Annotated in this window: 18 protein-coding genes and 1 tRNA gene; 7 read left to right on the top strand and 12 right to left on the bottom strand. The window is 60.9% G+C overall.

Annotation, left to right across the window (positions count from 1 at the left end):
* Nucleotides 1–12: 12 nt before the first annotated feature.
* Nucleotides 13–852 carry an MBL fold metallo-hydrolase gene (locus CKA38_RS14975; protein ID WP_108826289.1) on the top strand — a complete coding sequence of 280 codons (840 nt, stop codon included), beginning with the start codon at nt 13–15 and terminating at the stop codon, nt 850–852.
* Between the two features lie 59 nt (nt 853–911).
* Here the strand turns inward: CKA38_RS14975 and CKA38_RS14980 are convergent, their stop codons facing one another.
* The 3 genes from CKA38_RS14980 to CKA38_RS14990 are packed head-to-tail and all read right to left on the bottom strand — an operon-like array spanning nt 912 to nt 4,036.
* Nucleotides 912–2,039: an AMP-binding protein gene (locus tag CKA38_RS14980; protein WP_108826290.1), complete on the bottom strand. Its 1,128-nt coding sequence runs from the start codon at nt 2,037–2,039 to the stop codon at nt 912–914.
* A 52-nt stretch (nt 2,040–2,091) separates the two neighbouring features.
* Nucleotides 2,092–3,168, bottom strand: a complete 1,077-nt coding sequence (locus CKA38_RS14985; protein ID WP_108826291.1) for an o-succinylbenzoate synthase — start codon at nt 3,166–3,168, stop codon at nt 2,092–2,094.
* On the bottom strand, nt 3,146–4,036 hold the full coding sequence (locus CKA38_RS14990) for a 50S ribosomal protein L11 methyltransferase (protein WP_236919066.1): 891 nt from the start codon (nt 4,034–4,036) through the stop codon (nt 3,146–3,148). The genes CKA38_RS14985 and CKA38_RS14990 overlap by 23 nt, the downstream gene beginning before the upstream one ends.
* Nucleotides 4,037–4,206: 170 nt before the next feature.
* On the opposite strand from CKA38_RS14990, the gene CKA38_RS14995 reads away from it, so the two are divergent.
* On the top strand, nt 4,207–4,863 hold the full coding sequence (locus CKA38_RS14995) for a hypothetical protein (protein WP_152032898.1): 657 nt from the start codon (nt 4,207–4,209) through the stop codon (nt 4,861–4,863).
* Nucleotides 4,864–4,975: 112 nt separating this feature from the next.
* Nucleotides 4,976–5,524, top strand: coding sequence for a GNAT family N-acetyltransferase (locus CKA38_RS15000; RefSeq protein WP_108826293.1), 549 nt, complete (start codon nt 4,976–4,978; stop codon nt 5,522–5,524).
* Between the two features lie 82 nt (nt 5,525–5,606).
* Here the strand turns inward: CKA38_RS15000 and CKA38_RS15005 are convergent, their stop codons facing one another.
* From CKA38_RS15005 to CKA38_RS15015, 3 genes are all read right to left on the bottom strand, one after another.
* A complete protein-coding gene (locus tag CKA38_RS15005) occupies nt 5,607–8,276 on the bottom strand; it encodes an ATP-dependent DNA helicase (protein WP_108826294.1) in 2,670 nt (889 codons plus the stop codon).
* A gap of 162 nt (nt 8,277–8,438) precedes the next feature.
* Nucleotides 8,439–9,077 (bottom strand): bifunctional 4-hydroxy-2-oxoglutarate aldolase/2-dehydro-3-deoxy-phosphogluconate aldolase, encoded by a 639-nt coding sequence (locus CKA38_RS15010; RefSeq protein WP_108826295.1) that lies wholly within the window; start codon nt 9,075–9,077, stop codon nt 8,439–8,441.
* 182 nt (nt 9,078–9,259) lie between these two features.
* Entirely contained in the window at nt 9,260–10,624 is a 1,365-nt protein-coding gene (locus tag CKA38_RS15015; protein ID WP_108826296.1) for an MBL fold metallo-hydrolase, read from the bottom strand.
* A 107-nt stretch (nt 10,625–10,731) separates the two neighbouring features.
* Between CKA38_RS15015 and CKA38_RS15020 the strand changes: the two genes are divergently transcribed.
* From CKA38_RS15020 to CKA38_RS15030, 3 genes are all read left to right on the top strand, one after another.
* Nucleotides 10,732–11,289: a bifunctional nuclease family protein gene (locus CKA38_RS15020; RefSeq protein WP_108826297.1), complete on the top strand. Its 558-nt coding sequence runs from the start codon at nt 10,732–10,734 to the stop codon at nt 11,287–11,289.
* Nucleotides 11,290–11,360: 71 nt separating this feature from the next.
* Nucleotides 11,361–13,403, top strand: coding sequence for an O-antigen ligase family protein (locus tag CKA38_RS15025; protein WP_108826298.1), 2,043 nt, complete (start codon nt 11,361–11,363; stop codon nt 13,401–13,403).
* A 37-nt stretch (nt 13,404–13,440) separates the two neighbouring features.
* On the top strand, nt 13,441–14,460 hold the full coding sequence (locus CKA38_RS15030) for a FecR family protein (RefSeq protein WP_108826299.1): 1,020 nt from the start codon (nt 13,441–13,443) through the stop codon (nt 14,458–14,460).
* A 103-nt stretch (nt 14,461–14,563) separates the two neighbouring features.
* Here the strand turns inward: CKA38_RS15030 and tmk are convergent, their stop codons facing one another.
* The 6 genes from tmk to CKA38_RS15060 all read right to left on the bottom strand — a co-directional run bounded on the left by tmk (nt 14,564) and on the right by CKA38_RS15060 (nt 23,603).
* The gene (gene tmk, locus CKA38_RS15035) at nt 14,564–15,286 is read right to left on the bottom strand and encodes a dTMP kinase (protein WP_192881142.1); all 723 of its coding nucleotides are present in this window, start codon (nt 15,284–15,286) and stop codon (nt 14,564–14,566) included.
* Nucleotides 15,287–15,321: 35 nt separating this feature from the next.
* Nucleotides 15,322–16,458, bottom strand: coding sequence for a PfkB family carbohydrate kinase (locus CKA38_RS15040; protein ID WP_108826300.1), 1,137 nt, complete (start codon nt 16,456–16,458; stop codon nt 15,322–15,324).
* A gap of 123 nt (nt 16,459–16,581) precedes the next feature.
* A complete protein-coding gene (gene thrS, locus CKA38_RS15045) occupies nt 16,582–18,492 on the bottom strand; it encodes a threonine--tRNA ligase (protein WP_108826301.1) in 1,911 nt (636 codons plus the stop codon).
* Between the two features lie 220 nt (nt 18,493–18,712).
* Nucleotides 18,713–20,125, bottom strand: coding sequence for a 30S ribosomal protein S12 methylthiotransferase RimO (rimO, locus tag CKA38_RS15050; protein WP_108826302.1), 1,413 nt, complete (start codon nt 20,123–20,125; stop codon nt 18,713–18,715).
* 333 nt (nt 20,126–20,458) lie between these two features.
* A complete protein-coding gene (locus tag CKA38_RS15055; RefSeq protein ID WP_108826630.1) occupies nt 20,459–21,367 on the bottom strand; it encodes a 1,4-dihydroxy-2-naphthoate polyprenyltransferase in 909 nt (302 codons plus the stop codon).
* 112 nt (nt 21,368–21,479) lie between these two features.
* The gene (locus tag CKA38_RS15060; RefSeq protein WP_108826631.1) at nt 21,480–23,603 is read right to left on the bottom strand and encodes a protein-disulfide reductase DsbD family protein; all 2,124 of its coding nucleotides are present in this window, start codon (nt 23,601–23,603) and stop codon (nt 21,480–21,482) included.
* Between the two features lie 142 nt (nt 23,604–23,745).
* On the opposite strand from CKA38_RS15060, the gene CKA38_RS15065 reads away from it, so the two are divergent.
* Nucleotides 23,746–23,821: transfer RNA gene (locus CKA38_RS15065), tRNA-Ile, on the top strand.
* The last annotated feature ends 35 nt before the right edge of the window (nt 23,822–23,856 follow it).

Below are 23,856 nucleotides of genomic sequence, written 5' to 3' on the forward strand. Positions count from 1 at the left end.
TCCTTTTTCACCATGCCTCGCATCCCGATCGAAGACAATTACACCGACATCCTCGGCAAAGCCCAGCGCGGCCTCCGTATCACCGACGAGCAACTCGCCGCCCGCGCTGAAATCACGCCCGCCGAACTCGCTTCGCTCAAAGCCGGCCAATTCGACGAGGCCGCCGCCCGCCGTGTCGCGCGCCACCTCCGCCTCCACCCTGGCGCGTTCGCCAACCTCGCCTCAAAAAAATGGTATCCCACGCATCCCGTTTTCCGAAGCGGTTTCGCGGCCTTCAACGCCCCTTACGACGACATGGCCGTGAACAGCTACCTCGTATGGGATCACCGCTCGCGCCAGGCGGCCCTCTTTGATCCCGGCGCGTCCGGTGAAAAAGTCCTCGACTACCTCGACGCCGAAAAACTCTCGCTTCGCCAAATCTTTCTCACCCATGCGCACGAAGATCACATTGCCGATCTCGGCAAAATTCTCGCCGCCATAAAAACATCCACGCCTCCCGAGGTCTGGATTTCCGCGCGCGAAGCCTCCGACGTTCCCGAGGCAAAACCCTTTGCCGACAACACCATCTTCCACATCGGCGACCTCACTCTCCGCAGTTACCCGACCTCCGGACACTCCCCCGGCGGCACCACCTACTACACCACCGATCTCTCCTATCCCCTCGCCATTGTCGGCGATTCGATCTTCGCCGGCTCGATGGGCGGCAGCGCGGACGCTTACGACGACGCCATCAAAAACAACTGGAAATACATCCTCTCGCTCCCACGCGACACCGTTCTCGCCTGCGGCCACGGCCCAATCACCACCCTGGCCCAGGAAAAGAAAAACAACCCCTTTTTCGCCCGCTGGTAAAAAACAAGAATCGACGACCTTCGGGTTCCCGAATGAGGCGCAACGCGGTTCGAGCAACGCTACTCACTACCCGCTACTTTTCCCAACACCGCCTCCACCAACGCAGCGCGATTCAATTTTCCCTGCGCATTGCGCGGCCAATCGGCAACCGGCACGTATGACTTCGGCCATTTATATTTCGCCAGCGAATGCAGAGCCGACTCAACCCGGCGCATATCGAGCTTGGCAATTGACCGCGCCGGATAACACGCCACCACACGCTGCCCCCATTTCGAATCGGGCACGCCAATCACCGCCACGTCGGTGAACACGCCGCTCGTGCGCAAGACCTCCATCACCTCGACCGGCATCACCTTTTTGCCGCCCGTGATTATGACCGCGTCACGCCTGCCAACAATATTCAAGCATCCGCGCGCATCCCAGTGCGCCAAATCCTCCGTTCGAAAAATCTTCCCCTCGCGCGCATCAGGAAAATATCCGCGAAACAAACTCTCCCCGCTTATCTGAACCAAACCCGTTTGACCGCGCGCCATTTCGCGCCCCGTCCCCGCGTCAACAATCTCCACGTTCACATGCGGCATCGCGCGCCCGCTGCTGCGGTCACTGGTTTCCAGAAAATCGCTCGCGCCCTGCGCCGTCACCATCGCGCCCGTCTCCGTCATTCCGTAACTAAGCACGACCGGCAGCTTCGCATGCGCAGCATCCTGCACGAGCTGCGGCCATACCGGTCCGCCCCCGACAAATATGCACCGAAACTGATGCAGCCAAAACAACGCCCGCTCGCCCGCCACCAGCAGCCGCTGCAACTGCGTGGGCACGAGCGAAACCACCCATCCGCCCGGCAGCTCCGCCTCGCGCGGATAACTCCCTTGGTCAATCTCCTTCCATGCCCAAGGCAAATGCTCGCCGCCTGTCGCCGCGCAGCGCACGCGCGACATGAAGCTGCTCACATGATGCGCCGGCAAAACATCCACCGCATTCACCCGCGCCATTCCGAAATGTTTGCAAAAACCCGATACCGCCGCCGCCAGCGTCCGCTCATCGTGCCGCGCAAATTTCAGCTCACCACTCGTCCCGCCCGTCGGCAGGCACAACCAACCGTGTTCGGGAGGTTCCAGTTTTTCGGCGATCTTCCCGAACTGCTCAAACTGCGCCGCCTCGTGCGCGCCCCATTTCGGATCGCACAAAAAACAAACCCGCCGCGCCTCACGGCACAGCCCGTTGCCTCCGCCACTCGCATCAATTCAGCGCGTTCCATAAAATCTCCGGTTTCAATCTTTCCAAATCCTTCGCCCGCACAAACGGTGCCGCCCGGGGTCCGTCGAATCGCGCGTCCTCAAACAACGGCCACACGCCGAACCCAAGCGCGCGCGGTTTTTCAGTGCCCGCAAAAAACTCGAACGCCATGTTCAGCGCCGACTTCGCGCCCACCCCCGTCTCAATCGCCGACGAAAATACCGTGCGCGACTTCGGCAGCCGCTTGAGGGCGTCATCCACATCACCCAGCAACGATGGTTTGATCACATAAATCCCCGGCCAGTCCAAATCCAGCCAGCCTCCGACATCTCCCGCGCCAACCACCGACTCATCCAGCGCAATCGGCACCGGATAATCAGCCGCCAGCCCAAGCAGCAAATCCTCCGCTCCGGCGGCATCCGCCGCGACAGGTTGTTCGATAAATTCCACCGGATATCCGACACACCGCGACAGCCAGCGTTCCGCACCGCGTCGATCCCACGCGCCGTTCGCATCCAGCCGCAACCGCGCTCCCTGCGGAAGCGCCGCGCACACATCATCAAGCAACGCCAGCTCGTCCGCCATGTCTCCCGCGCCCACCTTCCACTTGAATGCGCGAAAACCGTCATCCGCCAACGCTGAGATTTTTCCCACCGCAACACGCCCCGCCAGCACCAGTGCCGCAACCGGAAGGTAGGGCGAAGCCTCGGTCCGCGCCGCCCTGTCCTGCGAAGCATCTGCCGCCAGGCCGGCCGAAAACTTCGCCCTGCCCAGCGCAAACCGCAAACACGGATACCGCGCCGCGTCGATTTCGCCAATCTGCTCATCACTCACCCGCGCACCCAGCGTCGCGCACACATCGGTCGCCTCGGCAACCGTCTCCGTGCCAAACCAAGGGATCGGCGCGCACTCGCCAAAACCCACGCCCCCGTCCTCGCGCTCAAGCCGCGCAAGCAATCCCTCGCGTCGCGTCCACAAACCGTGCGCCGTGCGCAAAGGCGTGCGAAACGGAAGCGAATAACGACGGTATGCGAACGTGTAATTCACGGCGATTTTATCAAGGCGCCCGCAGCAACACATCCGACCACTCGCCCATGGTGCGGTGCTCGATCTTCCACTGCGGCACTATTTTCGCATACGCATCGCGCACCTGCTCGTTTTCACTGGCGAGAATCCCGCTCAAAATAAGCACGCCACCGGGAGCAACCGAATCAGTCAGCTCCTTTGCAAACTCAATCAGCACATTCGCCAAAATGTTCGCCATCACAATCTCGGCCTTGTGACCCGCGAGCCCCGTGACGAGGTCGCCGGTAAAAAAATCCACCCGCCCCGCCATGTCGTTGAGCTCCGCGTTCTCGATGCTCACTCGGACGGCATCGGGATCGTTGTCAAAGCCGCGCACATTTTCGTAGCCGAGCTTCGCCGCCGACAGCGCGAGAATCCCAGACCCGCACCCCGCGTCAATCACCCGCGCATCACGATTGAACGGCAACTCGACAAGCCGCTCCACGCACAACCGTGTAGTCTCGTGATTCCCCGTGCCAAACGCCATTCCCGGATCGAGCCAGATAACCTCCTCGCCCCTGGGCAGCGTAAACTTGTCGCGTTCCCAAACCGGAACCCAGTGCAAGCGTCCGAATTTCCACGCCTTGAAGTGCGCCTTGTAGCTGTCGCGCCAGTCGCTGTTGCCCAGCGCGCGCAACCCGGCCTCGCCAATCGGCGCGCCGCCCAGTTGCGGCCTCAACGCGTCCCATTGCGCGCGCGCCTCGTCGCCACTCTGGAAAATGCCGACAACCCACGCGCGCTTTTCAATTACATCCTCAAGCAGGCTCCATCCCTCAATGCCCAGCTCGAGCAAAAGATTGTCCGTCTCATCAACGGACGCGGGCGTGATCTCGACCTTTATTTCAAATAAATCCATGCCGCACACGACACGCCGGAGCTGCATCTTCGGCAAATTGATTTTTCACGAAACACGTTTTTGGATGTGCTTAAAAACGCGCCTACTCCCAGAATGAATTGTTGAGATTTTTTTGGAATTTGGGATTTTTGAGCACCCATGCGGTGAACTTCCCCAATCCTCCTTGACTCAGCAATTACTCAAGAAAGCATCGACCCATGAACCCTTCATTCCGTCGCCCCTCCCTTTTGCTCGCTTTTGCCATCGCATGTCTCCCGATGTCGTCACTCGTTTTTGCTCAACAAGAACAAACGGATAAAGCTACAAAAGCTACCGACGAGTTTGCCGCACGCTTTTTCGACGAGGCAAACATCCGCGATTACATTGCCAAGGTTGACACGCTCATTGAGCAAGCCGAGTCAACCGTCTTTGCGTCCAGCGAGGAAATGAAGGACAAAATCCCAGGCATCACAACCGCAAACGGCATCAAGATTGCCTATTCGATACGCAGCAATCCGGACGTCGGCGAAGTGCATCACGTCTCGATTTCGCGCACGCCACAATACTTGGCAACAGCCTTCGGCACCAACCTCGTCGGGCTGTTTGCCGAACGCACCGGCTTCGTGTTCCCGCCCGCCGCGTATGAGGTCAGCCAAAACAATGTCTATCACGCCATCTGGCTTGTGCCTGTTGCGACACTGACTGAGGACAAAGCGGCCATTACCCAACGCCGTGAGAAAAACCGCAAACTTGAAGACCCAAAGAAAATTTTCATCAATGCCGTAAAAAATGGCGTGACACTGCAAAAACAGTCCAAAGGCGCCGCAAGCAAACCTGCAAATGCATCACCAACCACGCGAAAAAAACAGGGGTGAGAAATGCCCCCTGACGAATCCGTGCTGCTTGTAGTGTAGCGTGCCAAGTCTGCCCAATCACGAAACGCATCCTAACACCCAGGCAGGCTGGCAGCCCGCGCTACAAAATACCATGCTTCCCACCCTTCATACCACGCGCCTCACACTCTCGCCATTCACGCCCGCCGACGCCCCTCTCGTGCAACGCTATGCGGGCGATGCGCGCGTGGCCTCGATGGCCGCGTTCATTCCGCATCCGTATCCCGACGGCCTTGCCGAGCAATGGATCGCCTCGCACCTGCCCGATCACCTCGCGCGCACAAGCACCACGCTCGCCATCCGCGAGCGCGACACCGGCGAGCTGCGCGGAGCCATCGGCCTCATTCTCACACTCGAAAAACGCCTTGGCGAAGTGGGCTACTGGGTCGGCGCGCCCTTTTGGAATCAAGGCATTTGCACCGAGGCCGCCCGCCGCATCATTCAATATGGGTTCGACGATCTCGCTCTCGAAACAATCCGCGCGCATCATTTCCCCCACAACCCCGCATCTGGACACGTCATGAAAAAAGCGGGCATGACACGCATCGGCGTCATTCCGCGCTGCACGCCCAAGGACGGCCAGCTCCTCGATGCCATTCAATGGCAAATCCTCAAAACTGATTTTGACACACAAGGAGAATAAACTGATCGACTTCACATAACGCACCATCAACTAGGACTCGGGGATTTTTACCCGGGGTTGCGCTTTGGTGGTCAGGTCGCGATCACTCGTGCCCCAGCCAATTCTTCAGGTCCTCGTCATTCGCAATCCGCAGGGACGCGCGGTATTCGGGCGCGAGAAGATCATGAAAACTTTTGTCGGAAAAGCGGCGGCAATGGAGAAGAACCTTGGTGTGCTGTCCCGGGGCGCGAACGAGGCGGCCCAGGGCTTGATTCACTTTTTGAATACCGGGGATTTGATAAACACGGCGCGCGGCCTCGTCGCGTCCGAGATTTGCATAGGCCGCGAGACGCGCGCGCTGGATCGGGTTCACCTCGGGGAGCGCGGGGCCGACGACCATCGCGTGCGAGATGCGGCCGCCGAGCAGGTCGATGCCCTCGGCGAAGCTGCTGCCAAGAACAAGAAGCACCACGCCGGGCGCTGAAAGGGATTGCTCCAGCCATGCGTTTTGCGCGGCAAGATCAGGGAGCTTGGGTTGCATCGAAACGCGAATCGCGGGATGCATATCGGCAAGCTCGCGTTGGATGGTTTCGGCATAGGCGTAGCTGGGAAAAAACACGGCCACGTTGCCGCCCGACGCCGAGGCGAGCGAGGCGATGGTGGACGCAGTGGTTTCGGAAAACTGCGCGCGTTGCTGGTAGGTGGTGTTGACACGGGTGTCGATGGCAACGTCGTAGGCGTCGTCGCGCCAGGGCGTGGCGGCGCGGACGTAATGCGGCGCGGCGGTTGCGCGGGCTTCGTCGAGCGCGAGCAGATCCGCGGCGGAGGTGAGCTTGGCGAATAGTTGTTTTGTGTCGCGCTTGGTCAGCGCGCCAAGCTTATCGAGCTTGGGAGAAGAGGATGCCGGGCCGGGTTCCGGTGTTTCCGGCGAATCCAGTCCGCATGCGGCGGTGAAGTTTTCGACAGGAGTGAGGGTTGCCGAGGCGAGGATGACTCCGCCAAATTCGGCGATGGCCGGACCGATAGCGTCTGCTGCGTCAAGGCAGGTGATTACGAGGAGCGCGTTTTGCGGACTCCACCAAAGACGGGGAAGGTCGAGCGACGCAAGATCGGCGGCAAGCTCGGGAATCGACCAGAGCGTCTCGCTGATCCCGGCGGGCATTTGCGCGTAATCGAGCGGCGTGGCGGTGATTTGACCGGCAAGAGTGTCGATGAGTTCGCGAGCGTCGTCCTCGGTCGCGAGCGTGTGCGCGCCGTTTGCCTTGAGCGTGGAGAGAAAGTGGACCCAATGACTCCACGCGTTGGAAAGCGCCGAGGGAACCCGGACCATGTTGAACCAACTGCCAACCGCGCGCGCATCGTCCGCGTAAAATGCATGGCTGAAAACATCGGCAACGCGCGACGGGAGATTGTGAGCCTCGTCAACGACGAGCAGCGTGCGCTCCGGATCGTAGCCGGGCTGCCCGGTAAAAATGCCGCGATTGGCCGGCGAAAAAATGTAATTGTAATCACCGATCCACACGTCGTTGAACGGAAGCGCGGCGCGGGAAATTTCGTAGGGGCAAATGCGCGCGTCGGCACCCGCGGCGCGAAGCGTGGCGATGTCGCGCGGATGATCTTCGACAAGATAAAAGCGCGACAGCCCGCTCTTCGGCCATCGAGTTTCGAGATCGTTGAGATAGGCGCAGGTGTCGCGCGTGCAGTTGTAAGCGGTGTTGATGCAATGCTCGCGCTTGGGGCGCATGAGCCAGGCGGTGACGGGCGTGGCACGGGCCGCCAGCTCGTCAGGGCGGGGATCGTGCGGCACAGGCATCCCGTCCGTGGAATCGGCGGCAATGGGGATTGCGCACGCGGGAGCCACTGAGGGTTGAGATTCGATTTGGTGAAACGAACCCTCCGGGTGAGTCGCGTCGATAAACAGCTCACCCGGAGGGTTCGCCCTACCCTGGTCTGCCATATCCGCGAGAGTGCGCGTAACCTGGAGTTGTCCGGTGGCTTTGCTCGTGAGGTAAATGAGACGGTCAAAACGGCCCTCGCGCATGTGTGAAAGCGCGAGTTCGAGGAGAATGCCGGTTTTGCCGAAGCCAGTGGGCGCCTCGAAGAGAACAACCGGGTGTTCGGCAAGCGCGTCGGCAAGATCTCGCCCGGTCGTTTCCTGTCCGGGCCGGAGCGTGGCGAACGGCGAACGATAACGAAGACTGCGAAGACGCTCGCGGGCGCGAAGGCGAAGGTTGAGAAACTCGGTGACTCGCTCGAGTTGCGCGCGAAAAAGCGCGTCGTCGATTGCGGTGAGCGTGATCGTCTGGGCGAGTCCGCTGGCAACTTCGACGAAATGGAGCTCGGCGCGGATGCGCGGAGATTGGTTGCCGGTGTCCGCGAGGCGACGCAGCTCCGCGTAGGTGGCGAGCTGGACAAAGTAAGCGGGATACTCGGCGCGCAGCTCGGATTCGTCAGCGGGAATGGGACGCGTGACAGTTTTGATCTCGCGAAGGATGAGCGGCGTATTTTCGGTCGCGGGAATGAGCTGGTCGATGCGACCGGTGAGCGTGAGTATCCAGCCGCGATGAACAATTTTCCCGGTGATGGGGATTTCGAATTGCGCGGCGGAGTTCTCGGATGCGATTTGCGCGCGGAGCTGGTTATGCCAGTGGGTGCCGAGTTGCGCGCGCCAGAGTCCGCTTGGCGCGCCGGACGCATCGCGCGGCCCGAGGGTGAAATCTGAAAGTTCACCCACGCTCAAGCTGGCGGTGCGTTGTTCGAGATCGAAATCCATCGGAAAATGCGGAGTCCAAAATGCCGAATGCGGAACGACCGTCACGCAAGCGTGTTTTCAAAAAAGAAAAAAAGCAGACCGTAATTCGGTCTGCTTTTGGATGAGAAACTTGAGAGCGAATCGCGAATGTGTTTTCCCAATTCCACAATCCGCATTCCACATTTATTTGATCGCGGCTACGGCGTCGGCGAACGCCTTGGCCTTGGCGGTGATTGTCGCCCAGTCTTTTTCCTTAAACGCCTTGGCCTGGACGAGCGAGCTGCCCGCGGCGGTGGCGGTGGCACCGGCCTTGATGAAGTCGGCCACGTTGTTCTCGTTGACGCCGCCAGTGGGCACGAAGTCGATTTGCGGGAAGGGCGCCTTGACCGACTTGATGTAGTTCGGGCCGAAGAATTCAGCGGGGAAGATTTTCACCGCGTCGGCGCCGGATTCCCATGCGCGGAGAATTTCGGTGGGCGTGAACGCGCCGCTGAAAACCGGCACGCTGTAACGGCGGCAGAGTTCGTTGACCGCGGGAAGCGTGGCGGGCGTGACGATGAACTTCGCGCCGGCAAGGATGCCCGCGCGCGCGGTTTCGGTGTCAAGCACGGTGCCGAGGCCGAAGATAAAATCGGGCAGCTCGGCGGTCGCCTTTTCGAGCAGGCGGATCGCGCCGGGCGTGGTCATGGTGAGCTCGATGCTCGTGAGCCCGCCCGCGGCGAGCGCGCGCGCACAGTCGATGAGTCCGTCGGGACTGTCGGCGCGAATGAGGCCGATCACTTTGTCGGCTTTGATTTTTGAGAGGATGGCGTCTTTTTTCATGGTTCGGATGATTGGTGGTGGATTACGAAAAGTGCGAAGGCCGCGAAATATTAAATCGCGGAGTGCGGATTACGTAATCAAGGGGAGCCCAAGCGCAAAACGAAAAAGCAGATGACAGTTTGATGGATTGTTATTCCGCATTCCGTTTACGAAGTAGCCTTAGAATCCGCACTCCCTATTCGTCAGATCTGATATTCCTGCAACGGCACGGGGTCGGTGATTTTGGCCTTGGGAAGCGCCTCCGTGAGTTGCTCCATGAACCAGGCGCGCGAAGCGGGTTCGCCGTGCGTGAGCACGATGGAGCGCGGGTTGCATTGCACGGCGTATTGCAGGAGTTCCTCGCGGTCGGCGTGGCCGCTGAGCTCGAACTTCTCGACGCGGGCCTTGATTTTCGCCTTCACGTTGGCCGCCTTGAAGAGGTAGGTATCGCCGCTACGCGAGGCGAGGATTTCGCCGCCGGGCGTGGAGGGATCGCAGTAGCCGACGAAGCAGATGGTATTGTTGGCGTTGCCGATGAGGCCCGAGGCGAGGACGTAGGAGGGCGTGCGCTCGACGAGCATGCCGGAGCTGATTATGTAGAGCGCGTTTTGCTTCGGGTCCTCGCCGGGGTTGAGTTTGCGGGGCGCGGGTTTGATTTTGAGCTCCTTGATGATGCCGCGGTTGAAATTGGCGTGTTTTGTTTTGCGCGAGATTTCGTCGAGGTAATCGGCAAGGTCCATGCCGAGGCCGGATGCGTAGATGGGGCAATCGACGAGGCGGCGGAATTTGCGCGCGTCGTGGATGATCGAGAGGACTTCCTGCTGGCGGCCAAGCGCAAACACCGGGATCAGGCAGGAGCCGCCGCGCTGGATGGTTTCGTTGATCGTGTCGACGAGGCGCACGACTTCGTTGGCGCGGGATTTTTCGGGCGGGCGCTCGGTGTTGCCGCGCGTGGTTTCCATGATGAGCGTGTCGAAACGGTCCACGGGAAATTTCGCACCGTTGAGCGTGCGCTGATTGTCGAAAAGGACGTCGCCGGTGATGAAGATCTTGCGGCGCTTGTGCTGGATTTCGACGCCCGCGGCACCGGCGACGTGACCCGCGGGATGGAGGATGAAGGTAATCGCGTCCTTGTTGCCGCCGGATTGCACGCGCTTGGCCTGGCCGAAGGGAATGCCGGTGAAGCGTTTTTTGAGGCGGTCAATTTCCTCGTGGGTAAAGAGCGGATACTCGGGAATGTTGGCCTCCTCCTTCTGGCGGGTCATGACGTTGGCGGAGTTGTGCAGCATGCGCTCGATGAGCATGGCGCTGGAGGTGGTCATGACGACGGGGGCCTCGGGATGCTCGCGCATGAGCACGGGCAGGCTGCCGATGTGGTCGAGATGGCAGTGTGTGATGATGATGAGGTCGAGATGAACGCCGCGGATTTTGCTGAAATCGGGCGTGGCTTCGCGCCCGGCTTTTTTCGGATGGAGGCCGGAGTCGATTATGACTTTGAGTTCGCCGATTTGCAGATACGTGCAGTTGGCGCCGATTGCGCCGTCGCGGTTAAGGTCGATTAGCTTCATGTTGTGAGCACAAGAAAACGTGCGCGCGGGCGGCGGCGCAAGTGTGAATCCCGGGCCGGCGCAAACACTCTTGCGCTCGGGCGGCGGCGCAATAACGCTTTCGCCCCATGAAAACCGATGCCATCGAAGTCTCCGTCAAAGCCGTCATGCCGACCGCGAACGGCTGCGCCGTGTTCCTCGGCGCCGAGGGCAGGCACTTTGTGATCTACGTCGATCATTTTGTCGGCAGCGTCATGCAGATGGCACTCGACGGCGCGAAAAAAGAGCGCCCGCTCACGCACGACTTGATCGGGCACATCCTGCTCGGCCTCGGCGCGGAACTGGAGCGCGTGCTCATCAACGATGCCAAGGAAGGCACGTTTTTCGCCCGCATTTTCCTGCGCATGGAAAACGAAATCGGGAAAAAATTGCTCGAAATCGACGCACGCCCGAGCGACTCCATCGTGCTCGCAATCCAGCATTCGCGCCCGATTTTTGTCGCGCGCAAAGTGTTCGACTCCGCCGAGGACATGACCGAATTGCTCGAACACCTCATGGCGCAGAAGGCAGTCGAAGAAGATGACGATGAAAGTGATGACGACGGCATCGACGACATCCTTTCCGAACTCGCGGAAGACGACGAAACAGAGGACGAGGATTCCGACGACGAGGACGACGAAAAATAAGATTCCATCCCGATTCAATCCGTCGCGGCTGCGTCCCCAGAAATAGTTTTGCCTCAAAGCACACCCGCGCAATGCCCCCCGCCGCAACCACACAAAATACCGCGAAGCCCGCTTCGGCATGGAACCGCGTGAAAGCGCGCCCTTGCGCGGCGCTCCGCCCCGCCGTTCTTTATTCGGCCGGGGAGTGGCTCGTCGCCATTCTGCTTTCGGTCAATCTTGCATGGACTTCGCTCTGCCTCGGCGGCGTGCGCGCAGAGACGATGGTTTGGTCAAGCGCGCTCACATTCGCCACCGCCGCAATCGCGATGATTCGCATGATTTGGAGCGGCTCAAAGTCCCATTGGACCGCGGCGTGGCTGGTTCCTTTTCTCCTCTACGCCGGCGCAAGCGTTTTATACATCACCCCCGTGCGCTGGCTCGGCGCGCGCGAACTGATGTTGTGGATTCAGGCATTCCTCGTCTTCGGCATTGCGCTCGAAAGCCTGCAAAACAAGGGGCCTCGCCGTCTCGTGCTCGGCACGGTCGCGCTGCTCGGCGCGGTTGCGCTGGTTCTTTCCGCCTACCAGCTCAACGGCCATGAAACATGGTTGATGCTTGGACGCGTGCAGGCCGGGCAATACGTCGGACGCGCAAGCGGATTTCTCGGCAATCCCAATTCGCTCGCGGCATTCTACCTGCTATTGATTCCGCCCGTGCTCTCGCTCGCCTGGCGGCGCGGCGCAAACGGCGTGCAACGCATCGCCTGCGGATATGTCGCGCTCGCGCTCATGCTCGGCCTCGTGCTCACGCTCAGCCGCGGCGGCGTGCTCGCGTTCACCGTCGCGCTCGTTTGCTGGCCGTGGTTTGTCGGCGAGTGGCGTTTTTTTCGGCGCGCACTCGCTTGTGCCGCGGTTCTGGCCGTTGCCGCGCTTGCCGCGCTTGCGATCTGGACCACCCTGCCCTCCGCGCGCGAACGAGCGCAGAAACTCGTCCTCGATCACGGCGAAAAATCGCGCGTGATTCTCTGGCAGGCGTCGCTCGAAATAACTGCCGGCGCGCCCGTTCTCGGCACCGGCGCGGGCAGCTTCAACACCGTTTTCGAAAAACACCGCCCCGAGGGTTTTCTCAACAACCCGCAGTGGACGCACAATGAATTCCTCAATCTGCTCAGCGACTACGGCATCGCCGGTTTCGTGCTTTTTTTCGGCGCGGTGTGCGTGATCGCGTGGAAAAGCCGCCGCAAGCGCCCGCGCATCACCAACACCCCGCGCACGATTCCCGACGGCGTTTTGGCCGAAACCGCGTTCACCCGCGCGCTCGGCATCGGATTGCTCGGCTTTGCATTTGCGTGCATGGTGGATTTCCACATGCGCATCCCCGCGCTGGCGATGATAGTCGCGGTTTGCGCCGCCGAAATCGTAAAGCGCCGCGAAGCTAACACGCCGCCTTCGCAAATTGCACAGGGTAAAAATACGCCGCGCGATATTCCGAAAAACACAGCCCAAATCGCCACAGTCCGTGTTTTCGGACGGCGTGTAATTGGCACCGCAATCACCCTCGCGGTGCTTGCGCTGGGTGGGATTGTCTTCGTGCAAACCTACCGGGCCGAGGCCGCGCGCGTTTCCGGACGCGAACAAATCGACGCGCTCGCGGGTCGCGATCTGAAAACCGCATCCGACCGCGCCGCACGCCTGCAAACATTGACCCGCTCCGCCGCGTTTTTCGACAAGGCGATCCGGCTCGATTCCGACAACGCGCAAGCTTGGTCCGACCGCGCCTATGCGCTCGCCCTGCGCGCGCGCATTGAAAAACAAAATGCCGCGCAACTCGGCGGCGAAGCCGAAACCGCGGCCCGCGCCGCGCTTGATCGCGCTCCGGAAGTATCCGAGTTCTGGCTGCGTCTCGGAGTTGCGCTCGACCTGCAAGCGCGCACCACCGAGGCGGGCGATGCCTTTGCCCGCGCCCTGCAACTCGCGCCCGCAAGCCCGCTCGCGTGGTATCACCAAGCCTACCACCTCAGTCTTTCGCCCGTGAAACGCAGCCTTGCGCTCGCCGCGGCCGACATGTGCTTGCGTCTTGACCCCGGCCACACAGACGCAGATAGTTTGCGAGTGAAATTGCAATCAAACCGCTGATGGCAAACACCATTTCACCGCCAACAACCTTTCACGCATGACGAGATTTCTTCCCAAATTTTTCCTATTTGCCACCTTGTGCGCCGCCCTCGTCAGCGCCATGCGCGCGCAGCAAGAACCGGCGAAGGAGCCGCAGGGCGAGCTGCCCAAAAATGTCGCCAATATCATCGTCGTGCAGGTGACGGGCGAGGTGTATGTTTTCACCTCGGGGGAAACCTATCGTTTCGCGTTGCGCGCCGGCTCCATGGTGACCGAAGGCCAGATGATCGCCACCGGCCCGAAGGCCAGCGTGATGCTCGCATTCTCCAACGGCGCCACCGTGACTATCGGCGAAAACTCCCTCGTCGCGCTCGACGAGTTCACCCAAACCCCCTTCGGCGCGGTCTTCAAAATGTCAGAGGCGCTGAGCGAACCCAGTTCCTCGCAAACCAACCTCGACCTGGTGCGCGGCGAGTTGATCGCCAACGTGAAAAAACTCAACAAGGAGGAAGGCTCCAACTTCAAGGTCAACACGCCGCTCGGCGTGGCGGGCATTCGCGGCACGACCTTCCAGATTTCCTACATTCCCGACAGCCTGCAATCCAAGCCCAACGCACGGGCCGATTCGCTGACCGCCGACTTCGCCATCGTAATGCTCGAAGGTCTTGTCGAAATGAACGTCCCGAATCGCTCGCGCCCCATCCTGATTCCACAGGGCAAACAACTCGTCCTCGAAAATGTTGACATGGCCGACACCAGCGGCGCGGCGCTCGGCGACGACAGCGAGGCATCGGAACCATCAACCTCATCCGCCGCCGCGCAAGCCATGCTGATGCAGCGCGTGCAAACAATGCTCAACGCAACCGCGGACATTTCGATTCCCGGAACACCCGGCGCAAAAATCTACACGCCAAACACTGCCGGCGCCGCCCGCGAAAACACCGATGATCAAGGCGGCCAGCAACAAAGCACGGACACTTCCGCTGAAACCGACTCATCCGGCGAAAATCTTTCTCCCTCGCCTCCCCCGCAACCCGACGCCCCCCGCCTTTCCCCGACCGACGGCACCGGCGCGTGAGTGTAGTTTTCGTGACAGGGCGGTTTCGCCGGCCCGAACGTCAGCGACATTCCGCCAACCGCCGCGTTTGACTCCCGTAATTCTCGACGCGCCCTACCCCTGATTATTTTTTATTCGCGGCTTTCTTTTTCGCTGAGGCCTTTTTCATTGGCAGCGTCTTGGGAGCCTTCTTTTTGAAGACGCGCTTTAGAAGGGCGCTCCAAATTTCCTTTTCAATCGCAGCCGCGCTCTTGGTGCCGTTCACGACCACAAAACGCCCCGGCATTCCCTTCGCGAGCACGAGATAACCCGCGCGCACTTTTTCATAAAAATCGATATTCTCGCGCTCGATGCGATCGGGTTTGGTGCCCTTGCGCTTGCTAATGCGCTCGATGCTCACCTTCGTCGGCACGTCGATCACAACAGTGACGTCGGGCATGACCGTGCCGATGGCGAAGCGGTTGATTTCGTTGACGGGGTCGCTGCCAAGATTGCGCGCGATGCCCTGATAGACGGTCGAGGAATCGAGATAACGGTCGCTCAGCACAACGGCTCCGCGAAGAAGCGCGGGCGCGATGACCTCGCGCACGATTTGCGCGCGCGCCGCGGCGAAAAGCAGGAGTTCGGTCTCGGCGAACATTTTGTCGCTGCTGTTTGTGGTGTGCAGGAGGATGTCGCGCACCTGCTCGCCGATCTTGGTGCCGCCGGGTTCGCGCGTGGTCACGATTTCGTGGCCGAGTTTTTCGAGGCGTTTGACGAGGCGCGCGATTTGCGTCGTCTTGCCGCTGCCCTCGGAGCCTTCGAAGGAAATGAGAATGCCGGTGCGTTGTGTGTTGGAAAGAGGCATGGGTGGAATCGGTTTATGCGCTGACTATGGAGAATTTATTTCCAACGTGCGAGGAATGTTTCGAGGTCCGCGAGCGACGGGCTGTGCGCGCTGCGCACGTAGTGGCCCGAGGTCGAGACGCCGAGCGCGAGGCACGCCTGCGGGCTGAGCCCGAGCAACTGCCCCGTTGTGAAACCGGCGTTGAAGTGATCGCCCGCCCCCGTGGTGATGAGCGGTTTTTCGCAATACGGCCCGGGCACCCACCAGTCGCCCTCGGGCGTAGCGCACGCGGCGGATTTGCGCGGATGCACGACCACGCACGCGATGGCGAGTTTCTTGCGAATGGCGCTCGCGGCGGCGCGCAGGTCGGCTTCCGCCTCGCCCTCCAAAAGGCCGAGGCCGAGCGCGGCGTGCACTTGCTGCGCCTCCTTGAGATTCAGGCCGAGCGTGACGCCGCCGTGGACTTCGTATTCCGCGATGACGTTGAGCGCGTCGACAAGGTCGTGCGCGGCGCGTTTTTCCGGATCGCAAAGGTCGAAGAAATAAATGCGGCGCGGCAGCGAGGCGGCGCGCGGCGGAAGCGCGGGAAGGACGTTTTTGAGCACGCCCTTGTAAACGTCCGTCATGTTCGGGATCATCGTCCAGTTGACGAGCGCGACAAGATCGGCGGCGGCGAATTGTTTTATGAGTCCGTCAACACTGAGCGTCTCGACGAGTTTTTCGTAAGTGATTTCGTCGAACGAGCGCATCTGGCCGAGCATGAGTTTGCCGTCCTCGAATTCGACCGCGGTAGTGCTGGCGGCCGCGCAAAGCGAAATCGCCTCCTTCGCTCGCGCTGCCATGTCGGCGAAGACAGGATGCGCACCGCCCTTGCCGATCGCGCCGACGTAGGTGAGCGTCGTGCCGGAGGCGAGGAGCGCGTTGCCCATGATCGGGCCGTTGCCGCCGAGTTTTTCCATGCGCGGGTAGAACTCGATGTTGGTCGATTTGCCGGCGGCGCCCAGGACGCGCTGGCCGAAATCGGTGATCGTGGCGATGGGAGTGAACGCGTCGCCCTGCGCGGTGCGAAGCGCGACGGGCGTGACAATCGTGTCGACAAAACCGTCGAGCCCCACGAGGGCGTGCTTGGGCTGCTTTTCGTAAGCGGCGCGTTTCTGGGAAAGTTCGATGAGGGTGTTTTGCTGGAAGGACATGGTGGATATTGCAGGGGCGTTGTAGGGGCGCGCCTTGCGCGCGCCCTGATATGCGAAAGACTGCTTGCGCGTGTATCCACAAGGTGGATTCACACGAGGGCGCACGCAAGGTGCGCCCCTACATTACGCTTTTTTCTTAGCCAGCGCGCGCGTGGCGACCTCGGTTTTTGCGCGTTCGAGATATTGCGCGAAGGGTTGCACGCCTTCGTCGCCAGCGGCGCGGGTGCGCACGCTGACGGCCTTGGCCTCGGCTTCCTTTGCGCCGAGCACGAGCACGTGGGGGACTTTTTCGAGTTCGGCGCGGCGGATTTTTGCGCCGAGTTTGTCGCTGTGTTCGTCCATCGTCGCGCGGAGGCCGGCGGCGCGCAGTTGCGCGAGCAGGTCGCGTCCGTAGTCGAATACCTTGTCGCTGATCGGCACGAGGCGGATTTGCTCGGGCGCAAGCCAGAGCGGGAAGTCGCCCGCGAAGTGCTCAATGAGCACGCCGCAGAAGCGTTCCATCGAGCCGAAGGGCGCGCGGTGAATCATTACGGGGCGGTGCGGCTGGTTGTCCGGGCCGATGTAGGAGAGGTCGAAACGAATGGGCAGGTTGTAGTCCACTTGCACGGTGCCGAGCTGCCACTCGCGGCCGATCACGTCCTTGATGACGAAGTCGATTTTCGGCCCGTAGAACGCGGCCTCGCCGGGCTCCTCGGTGAAGGGCACGCCGAGCGTCTTGGCGGCGTTGCGGCAGGCGGCCTCGGCCTTGTCCCAGTTGGCGGCGTCGCCGGTGTATTTGTTTGAGTCGGGATCGCGGAGGCCGACGCGCACGCGGTAGTCGGACATGCCGAGCGTGGAGAGCACGATTTTCACGAGCGAGAGGCAGCCGAGCACTTCGTCGGCGACTTGCTCCTCGGTGCAGAAAAGGTGCGCGTCGTCCTGCGTGAATCCGCGCACGCGCGTCATGCCGTTGAGCTCGCCGGACTGCTCCCAGCGGTAAACGGTGCCGAACTCGGCAAGGCGCACGGGAAGGTCGCGGTAGGAGTGCGGCTGCGAGGCGAAGATTTTTATGTGATGCGGGCAGTTCATCGGCTTGAGCATGAAGCCGTCGAGGAGCTTGTCGGCGTCCATGATGCGGTCGGGCGTGATCATGTTGGAGCCGGTGCGCTCGTTCATTTGCGCGGCGAATTGCGAGGTGACGGCTTCGAGGCGCGCGGTCATTTCGGCGCAGGAGCAGCCTTCGCCGGCGATGCGCGCGAGCTGGTCGGGCTCGGCAAACGCGGGGAACTGCGATTCCTTGTAGTAGGGGAAATGGCCGGAGGTTTTGTAGAGCGCGAGCTTGCCGATGTGCGGCGTGAAGACTTGGAAGTAGCCTTGTTTGCGAAGCTCCTCGCTGATGAAGGTCTGCAATTCCTGGCGGATGATCGAGCCGTGCGGAGTCCAGAGGATGAGGCCCTGGCCAACGTCCTCGTCGATGTGGAAGAGCTTGAGGTCGCGGCCGAGTTTGCGGTGATCGCGGAGCTTGGCCTGCTCAAGGCGCTCGAGGTATTGCGCGAGCTCGTCCTTTGTGGGGAACGCGGTGCCGTAGATGCGCTGGAGCTGCTTGTTCTTTTCATCGCCGCGGTGATACGCGCCGGCGATGGAGAGGAGCTTGAATGCCTTGACTTGTTTTGTGTAGCGCACGTGCGTGCCGGCGCACAGGTCGATGAACTCGCCGTTTTGGTAGAACGAGATTTTTTCGTCGTCGGGGATGTCGTCGAGGCGGCCGAGTTTGTAGCGTTCCTGGCCGATTTTCTTGATGATCTCCCTGGCCTCGTCGCGCGAAACCTCCTTGCGGGTGAACGCTTGGTTTTCGTCGATGACCTTTTTCATTTCGGCCTCGATTTTGGCGAGGTCGTCCATGGTGAATTTGTGGTCGAGGTCGAAGTCGTAGTAGAAGCCGGTGTCCGTCGGCGGCCCGATGTCGAGTTTGGCCTCGGGAAAAACGCGGAGGACCGCGGTCGCGAGGATGTGCGAGCAGGAGTGACGGATTTCTTCGAGCGGAGTCATGGACATGGTGTTTGGAAAAAGATTGAAAGACTGAAGGACTGAAAGGCTGAAGGAAAGAAAGTTTGCGGGCCGTTGGCTATGAAAAATCCTCGATGGATGTATTACGGAACGCATCTCGAAATTTCATGAGACATAAGGATGCGCATACGAACGAAGCGGCGCATGCGCATTTCTGGCAAATTTTTGCGACACTCTCTGTGTTTCTGGCAACCACGCCCCACAGTCGTCACTGCGCCTGCTTCGCCGTCTTGAACTTCGCCGGCTTTTCGCCGGGCGGGAGCGCGAGCAGGTCGTAGTCGTGGTAGCCGGTGATTTTTACCTCGGCGAATTCACCGACGGGCAGGGTCTTCGGCACATACACGCGGCCGTCAATGTCGGGCGCGTCGGCTTCGCCGCGGGCGACGCCGGGCTCCTCGACCAGAACGCGCAGGGTTCGTCCGACAAACGAGCGGCTCACCTCCGACGCGATTTCCTTTTGCAGCGCCATCGTGCGATGCCAGCGGGACTCCTTTTGCTTCGCGGTGATTTGCCCCTTCATTTTTGCGGAGCGCGTGCCCTCCTCCTGCGAATAACGGAAAACGCCCAGCCGCTCGAATTTCGTTTCGCTGATAAACTCGCACAGTTCATCGACGTCGGCTGCTGTTTCGCCGGGGAAGCCCACGATGAACGCCGTGCGCAACGCGATGCCGGGCACGCCCGCGCGGATGCGTTGCACCAAATCGCGAATGTAGGCGGAGTTGGTCTCGCGCTGCATCGCGCCGAGCATGTGGTCGCTGATGTGCTGCAGCGGCATGTCGATGTAACGCGCCACTTTTGTGCATTCGCCGATGGTGCGAATCAACTCGTCGCTCCAATGCGCCGGATGCGTGTAGAGGAGGCGTATCCAGAAATCGCCGGGGATCGCCTGCAGCTCGCGGATGAGCGTGGTCAGCGCGGAGCCGCGCGCCGAATCGACGGGCGTGCGCGGATTGGGGCGCTGCGCCCAGGTGTCCATGCCAAAAAACGTCGTGTCCTGCGAAATCAGGTTAATCTCGCGCACGCCCTCGGCGACGAGCCGGCGCGCCTCGGCGACCACGCTTTCGACGGTGCGCGAGCGGTGGCGTCCGCGAATCCGCGGGATGACGCAAAACGTGCACGGATGATTGCAGCCCTCGGCGATTTTCACGTAGGCGTAGTGGCGCGGCGTGAGCCGGAAGCGCGGCGTGTCGTAGTCGGGAATGTAACTCGAGCGCGGCGTAACGAAAGTTTCGGAGGCCGCGTTTTTCGCACGCTCCTTTTCATAAATCTCCTCGATGATCGACGCGACCTTGGTGATCTGGTCGAGGCCGAGGTAGGCGTCCACTTCGGGGAGCGCGTCGGGCAGCTCCTTCGCGTAGCGTTGCGCCATGCAACCGGCGACGATCAGCTTTTGCTCCTTGCGGCGCTTGCGCATGCCGCGGTTTTGATGCGCCTCAAGAATCGTATTGATCGACTCCTCCTTGGAGGACTGGAGAAACGAGCAGGTGTTGACGATGACAACATCGGCCTTCGCGGCCTCGGGGATCACGTTCATGCCGGCCTTGCGCAAATGCCCGACCATGATCTCGCTATCGACGAGATTCTTGGCGCAACCGAGGGAAATGAGACTGACGCTGATCATGAGAAGAAATCAGCACGAAGGGCGCGGAGCCGGAAACCATTGATTTGTTTTTCTCCGGGCTCTCCGTGTTCTCCGTGGTTGGATAAAAATCATTCTACAAAACCAAAAACCGCAGCGCGGGGCTGCGGTTGAAATGCGTTCGGAAACGAAAACTTCCGTTGGCAAAACCTTATTTCTTCGCGGCCTTGGCGGGTTTTTTGGCAGCGGCTTTCTTGCGTTTAAGATAGGCGATGCGGCGCTTCTTCTTGATGGTTTTGTTGTATTGTTTGCCCATAAATGTTTGTGGTTTTGGTTGGTGAAAGGCGAGAGAGTGACGAAACAGCCCGCCGCGAGTCAAGTCCGCGTTCCCAACAACAATCCCGCGCTAAAAAGCACCGCGTAAAGCGCGAGCAATTTGCCCGTGTCGCCCAAAAGCGCGATCTGTTCCGGCGGCGTTTTTCCGGTTCGCAGCCGGCGCGCGTGCATCCACGCCATCGGCGCGAGCGCGAGCGGCAGCAGCGTCCACAACGAGTAACCGCGCGCGCACAACACAACCGGCGCCGCAAACGCGACCAGCAAACCGCACGCGAATTGCGCGCGCGAAAATCCGCGCCCGAAACGCACCACGAGCGTGCGCTTGCCCGCGCGCGCGTCGGTCTCGGCGTCGCGATAATTGTTCACCACGAGGATGTTCACCGCCAGCGCGCCCACGCCCGCGCCGACTACCCACGCTGCCGCCGTGACCGTGGCCGCCTGCACAAAATAAGTCGCGCCCACGGCGACAAAACCGAAGAACACAAAAACAAAAACATCGCCGAGCCCGTTGTAGCCGAGCGGATACGGGCCGCCCGTGTAGGCGATGCCGCAGATCACGCTCGCCACGCCGATTGCCAGCAACGGCCACCCGCCGAAGCGCAGCAGCGTCAGCCCGCACCCGAACGCCACGCCGAACACAATCCACATCGCCGCGCGCATCGTGCGCGGACTCACCCACCCCATCGCGACGGCGCGCCTCGGCCCCACGCGCTCGGCAGTGTCGGCGCCCTTCACGTAATCGTAATAGTCGTTCGCAAAGTTGGTGCCGATCTGGATGAACAAAGCGAACAGCAGGCACGCGAGCGCCGCGGGCCAGTGAAACACGCCGTCGTGCCATGCGAGCGCCGACGCGACCATCACCGGCGCAACCGCCGCCGGCAGCGTGCGCGGACGCGAGGCGAGTATCCAGATTTTCAATACGGAGGGTTTGTCGGCGGCGTTGGACATTTTTGTTTTCGGCTCAATAGCCGCAAAAAGGCGCAAGAGGCGCAAAAAGAAAAACAAACCGGCGGGCTGTTTTATTGCGCTTTTTTTGTGCGTCTTTACGGTCGTCTATTTTCTACTTCAACGCATCCAGCACGATGCCGGGCGTGAGCAATTCCGGCAGCACAACAGGCTCCGGCTCGCCGGGTTTGTAGACCAGGTTGAAGGGCACGGCGGAGCGGCCGAACTTCGCGAGCTCGGCGGTGATTTGCGCGTCCTTGTTTGTCCAGTCGGCCTTGAGCGCGACGATGTTTTTGTCGCGAAACACGCGGTTCACCTCGTCCGAGCTGAACACGAGTTTTTTGTTCGCCTGGCAGGTCGCGCACCAGCGCGCGGTGAAATCGACATACACCGTTTTTCCCGACGCTTGCGCGGAGGCGACCGCCGACGGGCTCCATTTTTTCCAAACAATATCCGTCGGCGCCGCCGCGCGCGGCCAGCCAAGCAAGCCGCCGAGCAGCAGACAGACAAGCGCGCCCGCGATGCCGATGGTTTTGCGCCTGGACGAATTGCCCGGAGCCGCGTAGCGCCCGTAAAACCACACGCCCAGCGCAACCAAAACAAACGCGAAGAGCGCCATCAAAAGTCCGTTTTCGGAAAGCTGCCCCGCGAGCACCCAAACCAGATAGCCGACGGTCGCGTAGAGCGGAAACGCCATCGCCTGCTTGAAGGTTTCCATCCACGCGCCGGGACGCGGCAGCACTTTCACCGCACCGGGAAAAATCGAGAGCAGCAGATACGGCGTTGAAAGTCCGAGCGCGATTGCCGTGAAAACGAAAAACGACTCGCCCGTTGACATGGCCAGCGCCGCGCCGAGCGCGGGCGCGAGAAACGGCGCGCTGCACGGCGTCGCCACGACAGTCGCCAGCACACCCGTGAAAAACGATCCGGCGTAGCCTCCCTTGGTTTGCAGGCCGCCGCCGACCGATGTCGCCGAAAGCCCGAACTCAAACACGCCGCTCATGCTCATCGCAAAAATCAGCAGCAGCGCCGCCAGCGCAAAAACGAAAACCGGCGATTGCAGTTGGAAGCCCCAGCCAAGTTGTTCGCCGCCCGCGCGCAGCACCGCCAGCAATCCCGCCAGCGCCCAAAACGAGACCAGCACGCCGACCGTAAACGCGATGCCGTGCAGCGTGACCTTGCGGCGCGACGCCCCGGCCTGGTTTACGAAGCCGAGGATTTTTATGCCGAGCACCGGAAACACGCACGGCATGAGGTTGAGGATGAGCCCGCCGACAAACGCGAGCAGAAGCGTGCCCGCAATTCCCCCGGTGCTTCCGGCGGACGCCCCCGCGGTTGTCGCGGACGATTTTCCCGCTCCCGCGCCAGCAGCGTCATCCGAGTCGCCGATCACCACGTCGATATCATAACCGCGCCAAACGCCCTTCGCATCGGTGAACGCAAGCACGCCGGCGAGACGGCGGCCATCGCCATCGTAAGAGTCGGACATGGGCAGCGTCAGCGAAAGCGCGCCGTTTTCGATTTTGGCGGATTGCGCCTGATCGTATTGAATCAACGCGTCGAGGCCGAAAAAATGCGGCGCGGCATCATTCGCCGAAACCGGCGACGGCGAAAAAACGAGTGTCACGCTTTTCGTCCCGGGCGCGCGCGAGGCCGTCACGCGGGCGTCGCCTGTTTTTTCCGGCATGGGCGGTGTTGCAAAAACCTTCGCGCGCAACGCGGACGGTTTGGGCGCCGCGGCGAGCACGGGCAGCGTGACGGAAACATCCGCGCCGCCGGGTTCGCACACATCGGCGCACATGAGCCAGTCGGCCCTGCCCTTCAGTGTGACTGTTGTTCCGATCGCCAGGTTTGCCGGGGCCGTGAGCGTGACGGGCTGATAAACGACATCGTTGTATCCGTTGCCGGTGATGTTGCCCTGACGATCCTTGATGGGCGACGGCACCGGCCACTGGATTTCACCCGCCCGCCAGCCCTCGGGAAGCTTCCACGCAATCGTGGTCGGCAAACCGGTGCCGGCGTTGATCCAGTAAGTGTGCCAGCCCGGCGCGTGCTCGAGCTTGAGCGCCACGGTCACCGTCCCGCCCGGCTGGACGGACTCGTCGAGCGCGACCAGCGACGCCCGCACCTGTTGCGAACCGCCGAACGAAAACAAGGAGGCAAACGCGGGCGCGCTTGCAACCGGAAGAAATCCGGAAACGACGACCAGCGCGAAAACTAAACGAAAACGTGAAAACATGACAAATTTGGCAAATAGCGGAACTATGCAGATTTTACCCATTTTTGCCAGCCGCGCATGAAATCGGAAAGACTGTTTTGATTTTTACGTTCGTTTTTATTGCAGGAAACAGAAATATCCCTCTTTCTTTGCAAACTTTCGGGGGCCTTTAGCTCAACGGTTAGAGCAGGGGACTCATAATCCCTTGGTTGCGGGTTCGAATCCCACAGGGCCCACCAATTTTTTGTCCGGTGTTGTTTCCCGCGCGTTCGGG

This window comes from Ereboglobus luteus (genome assembly GCF_003096195.1).
GTDB lineage: Bacteria > Verrucomicrobiota > Verrucomicrobiia > Opitutales > Opitutaceae > Ereboglobus > Ereboglobus luteus.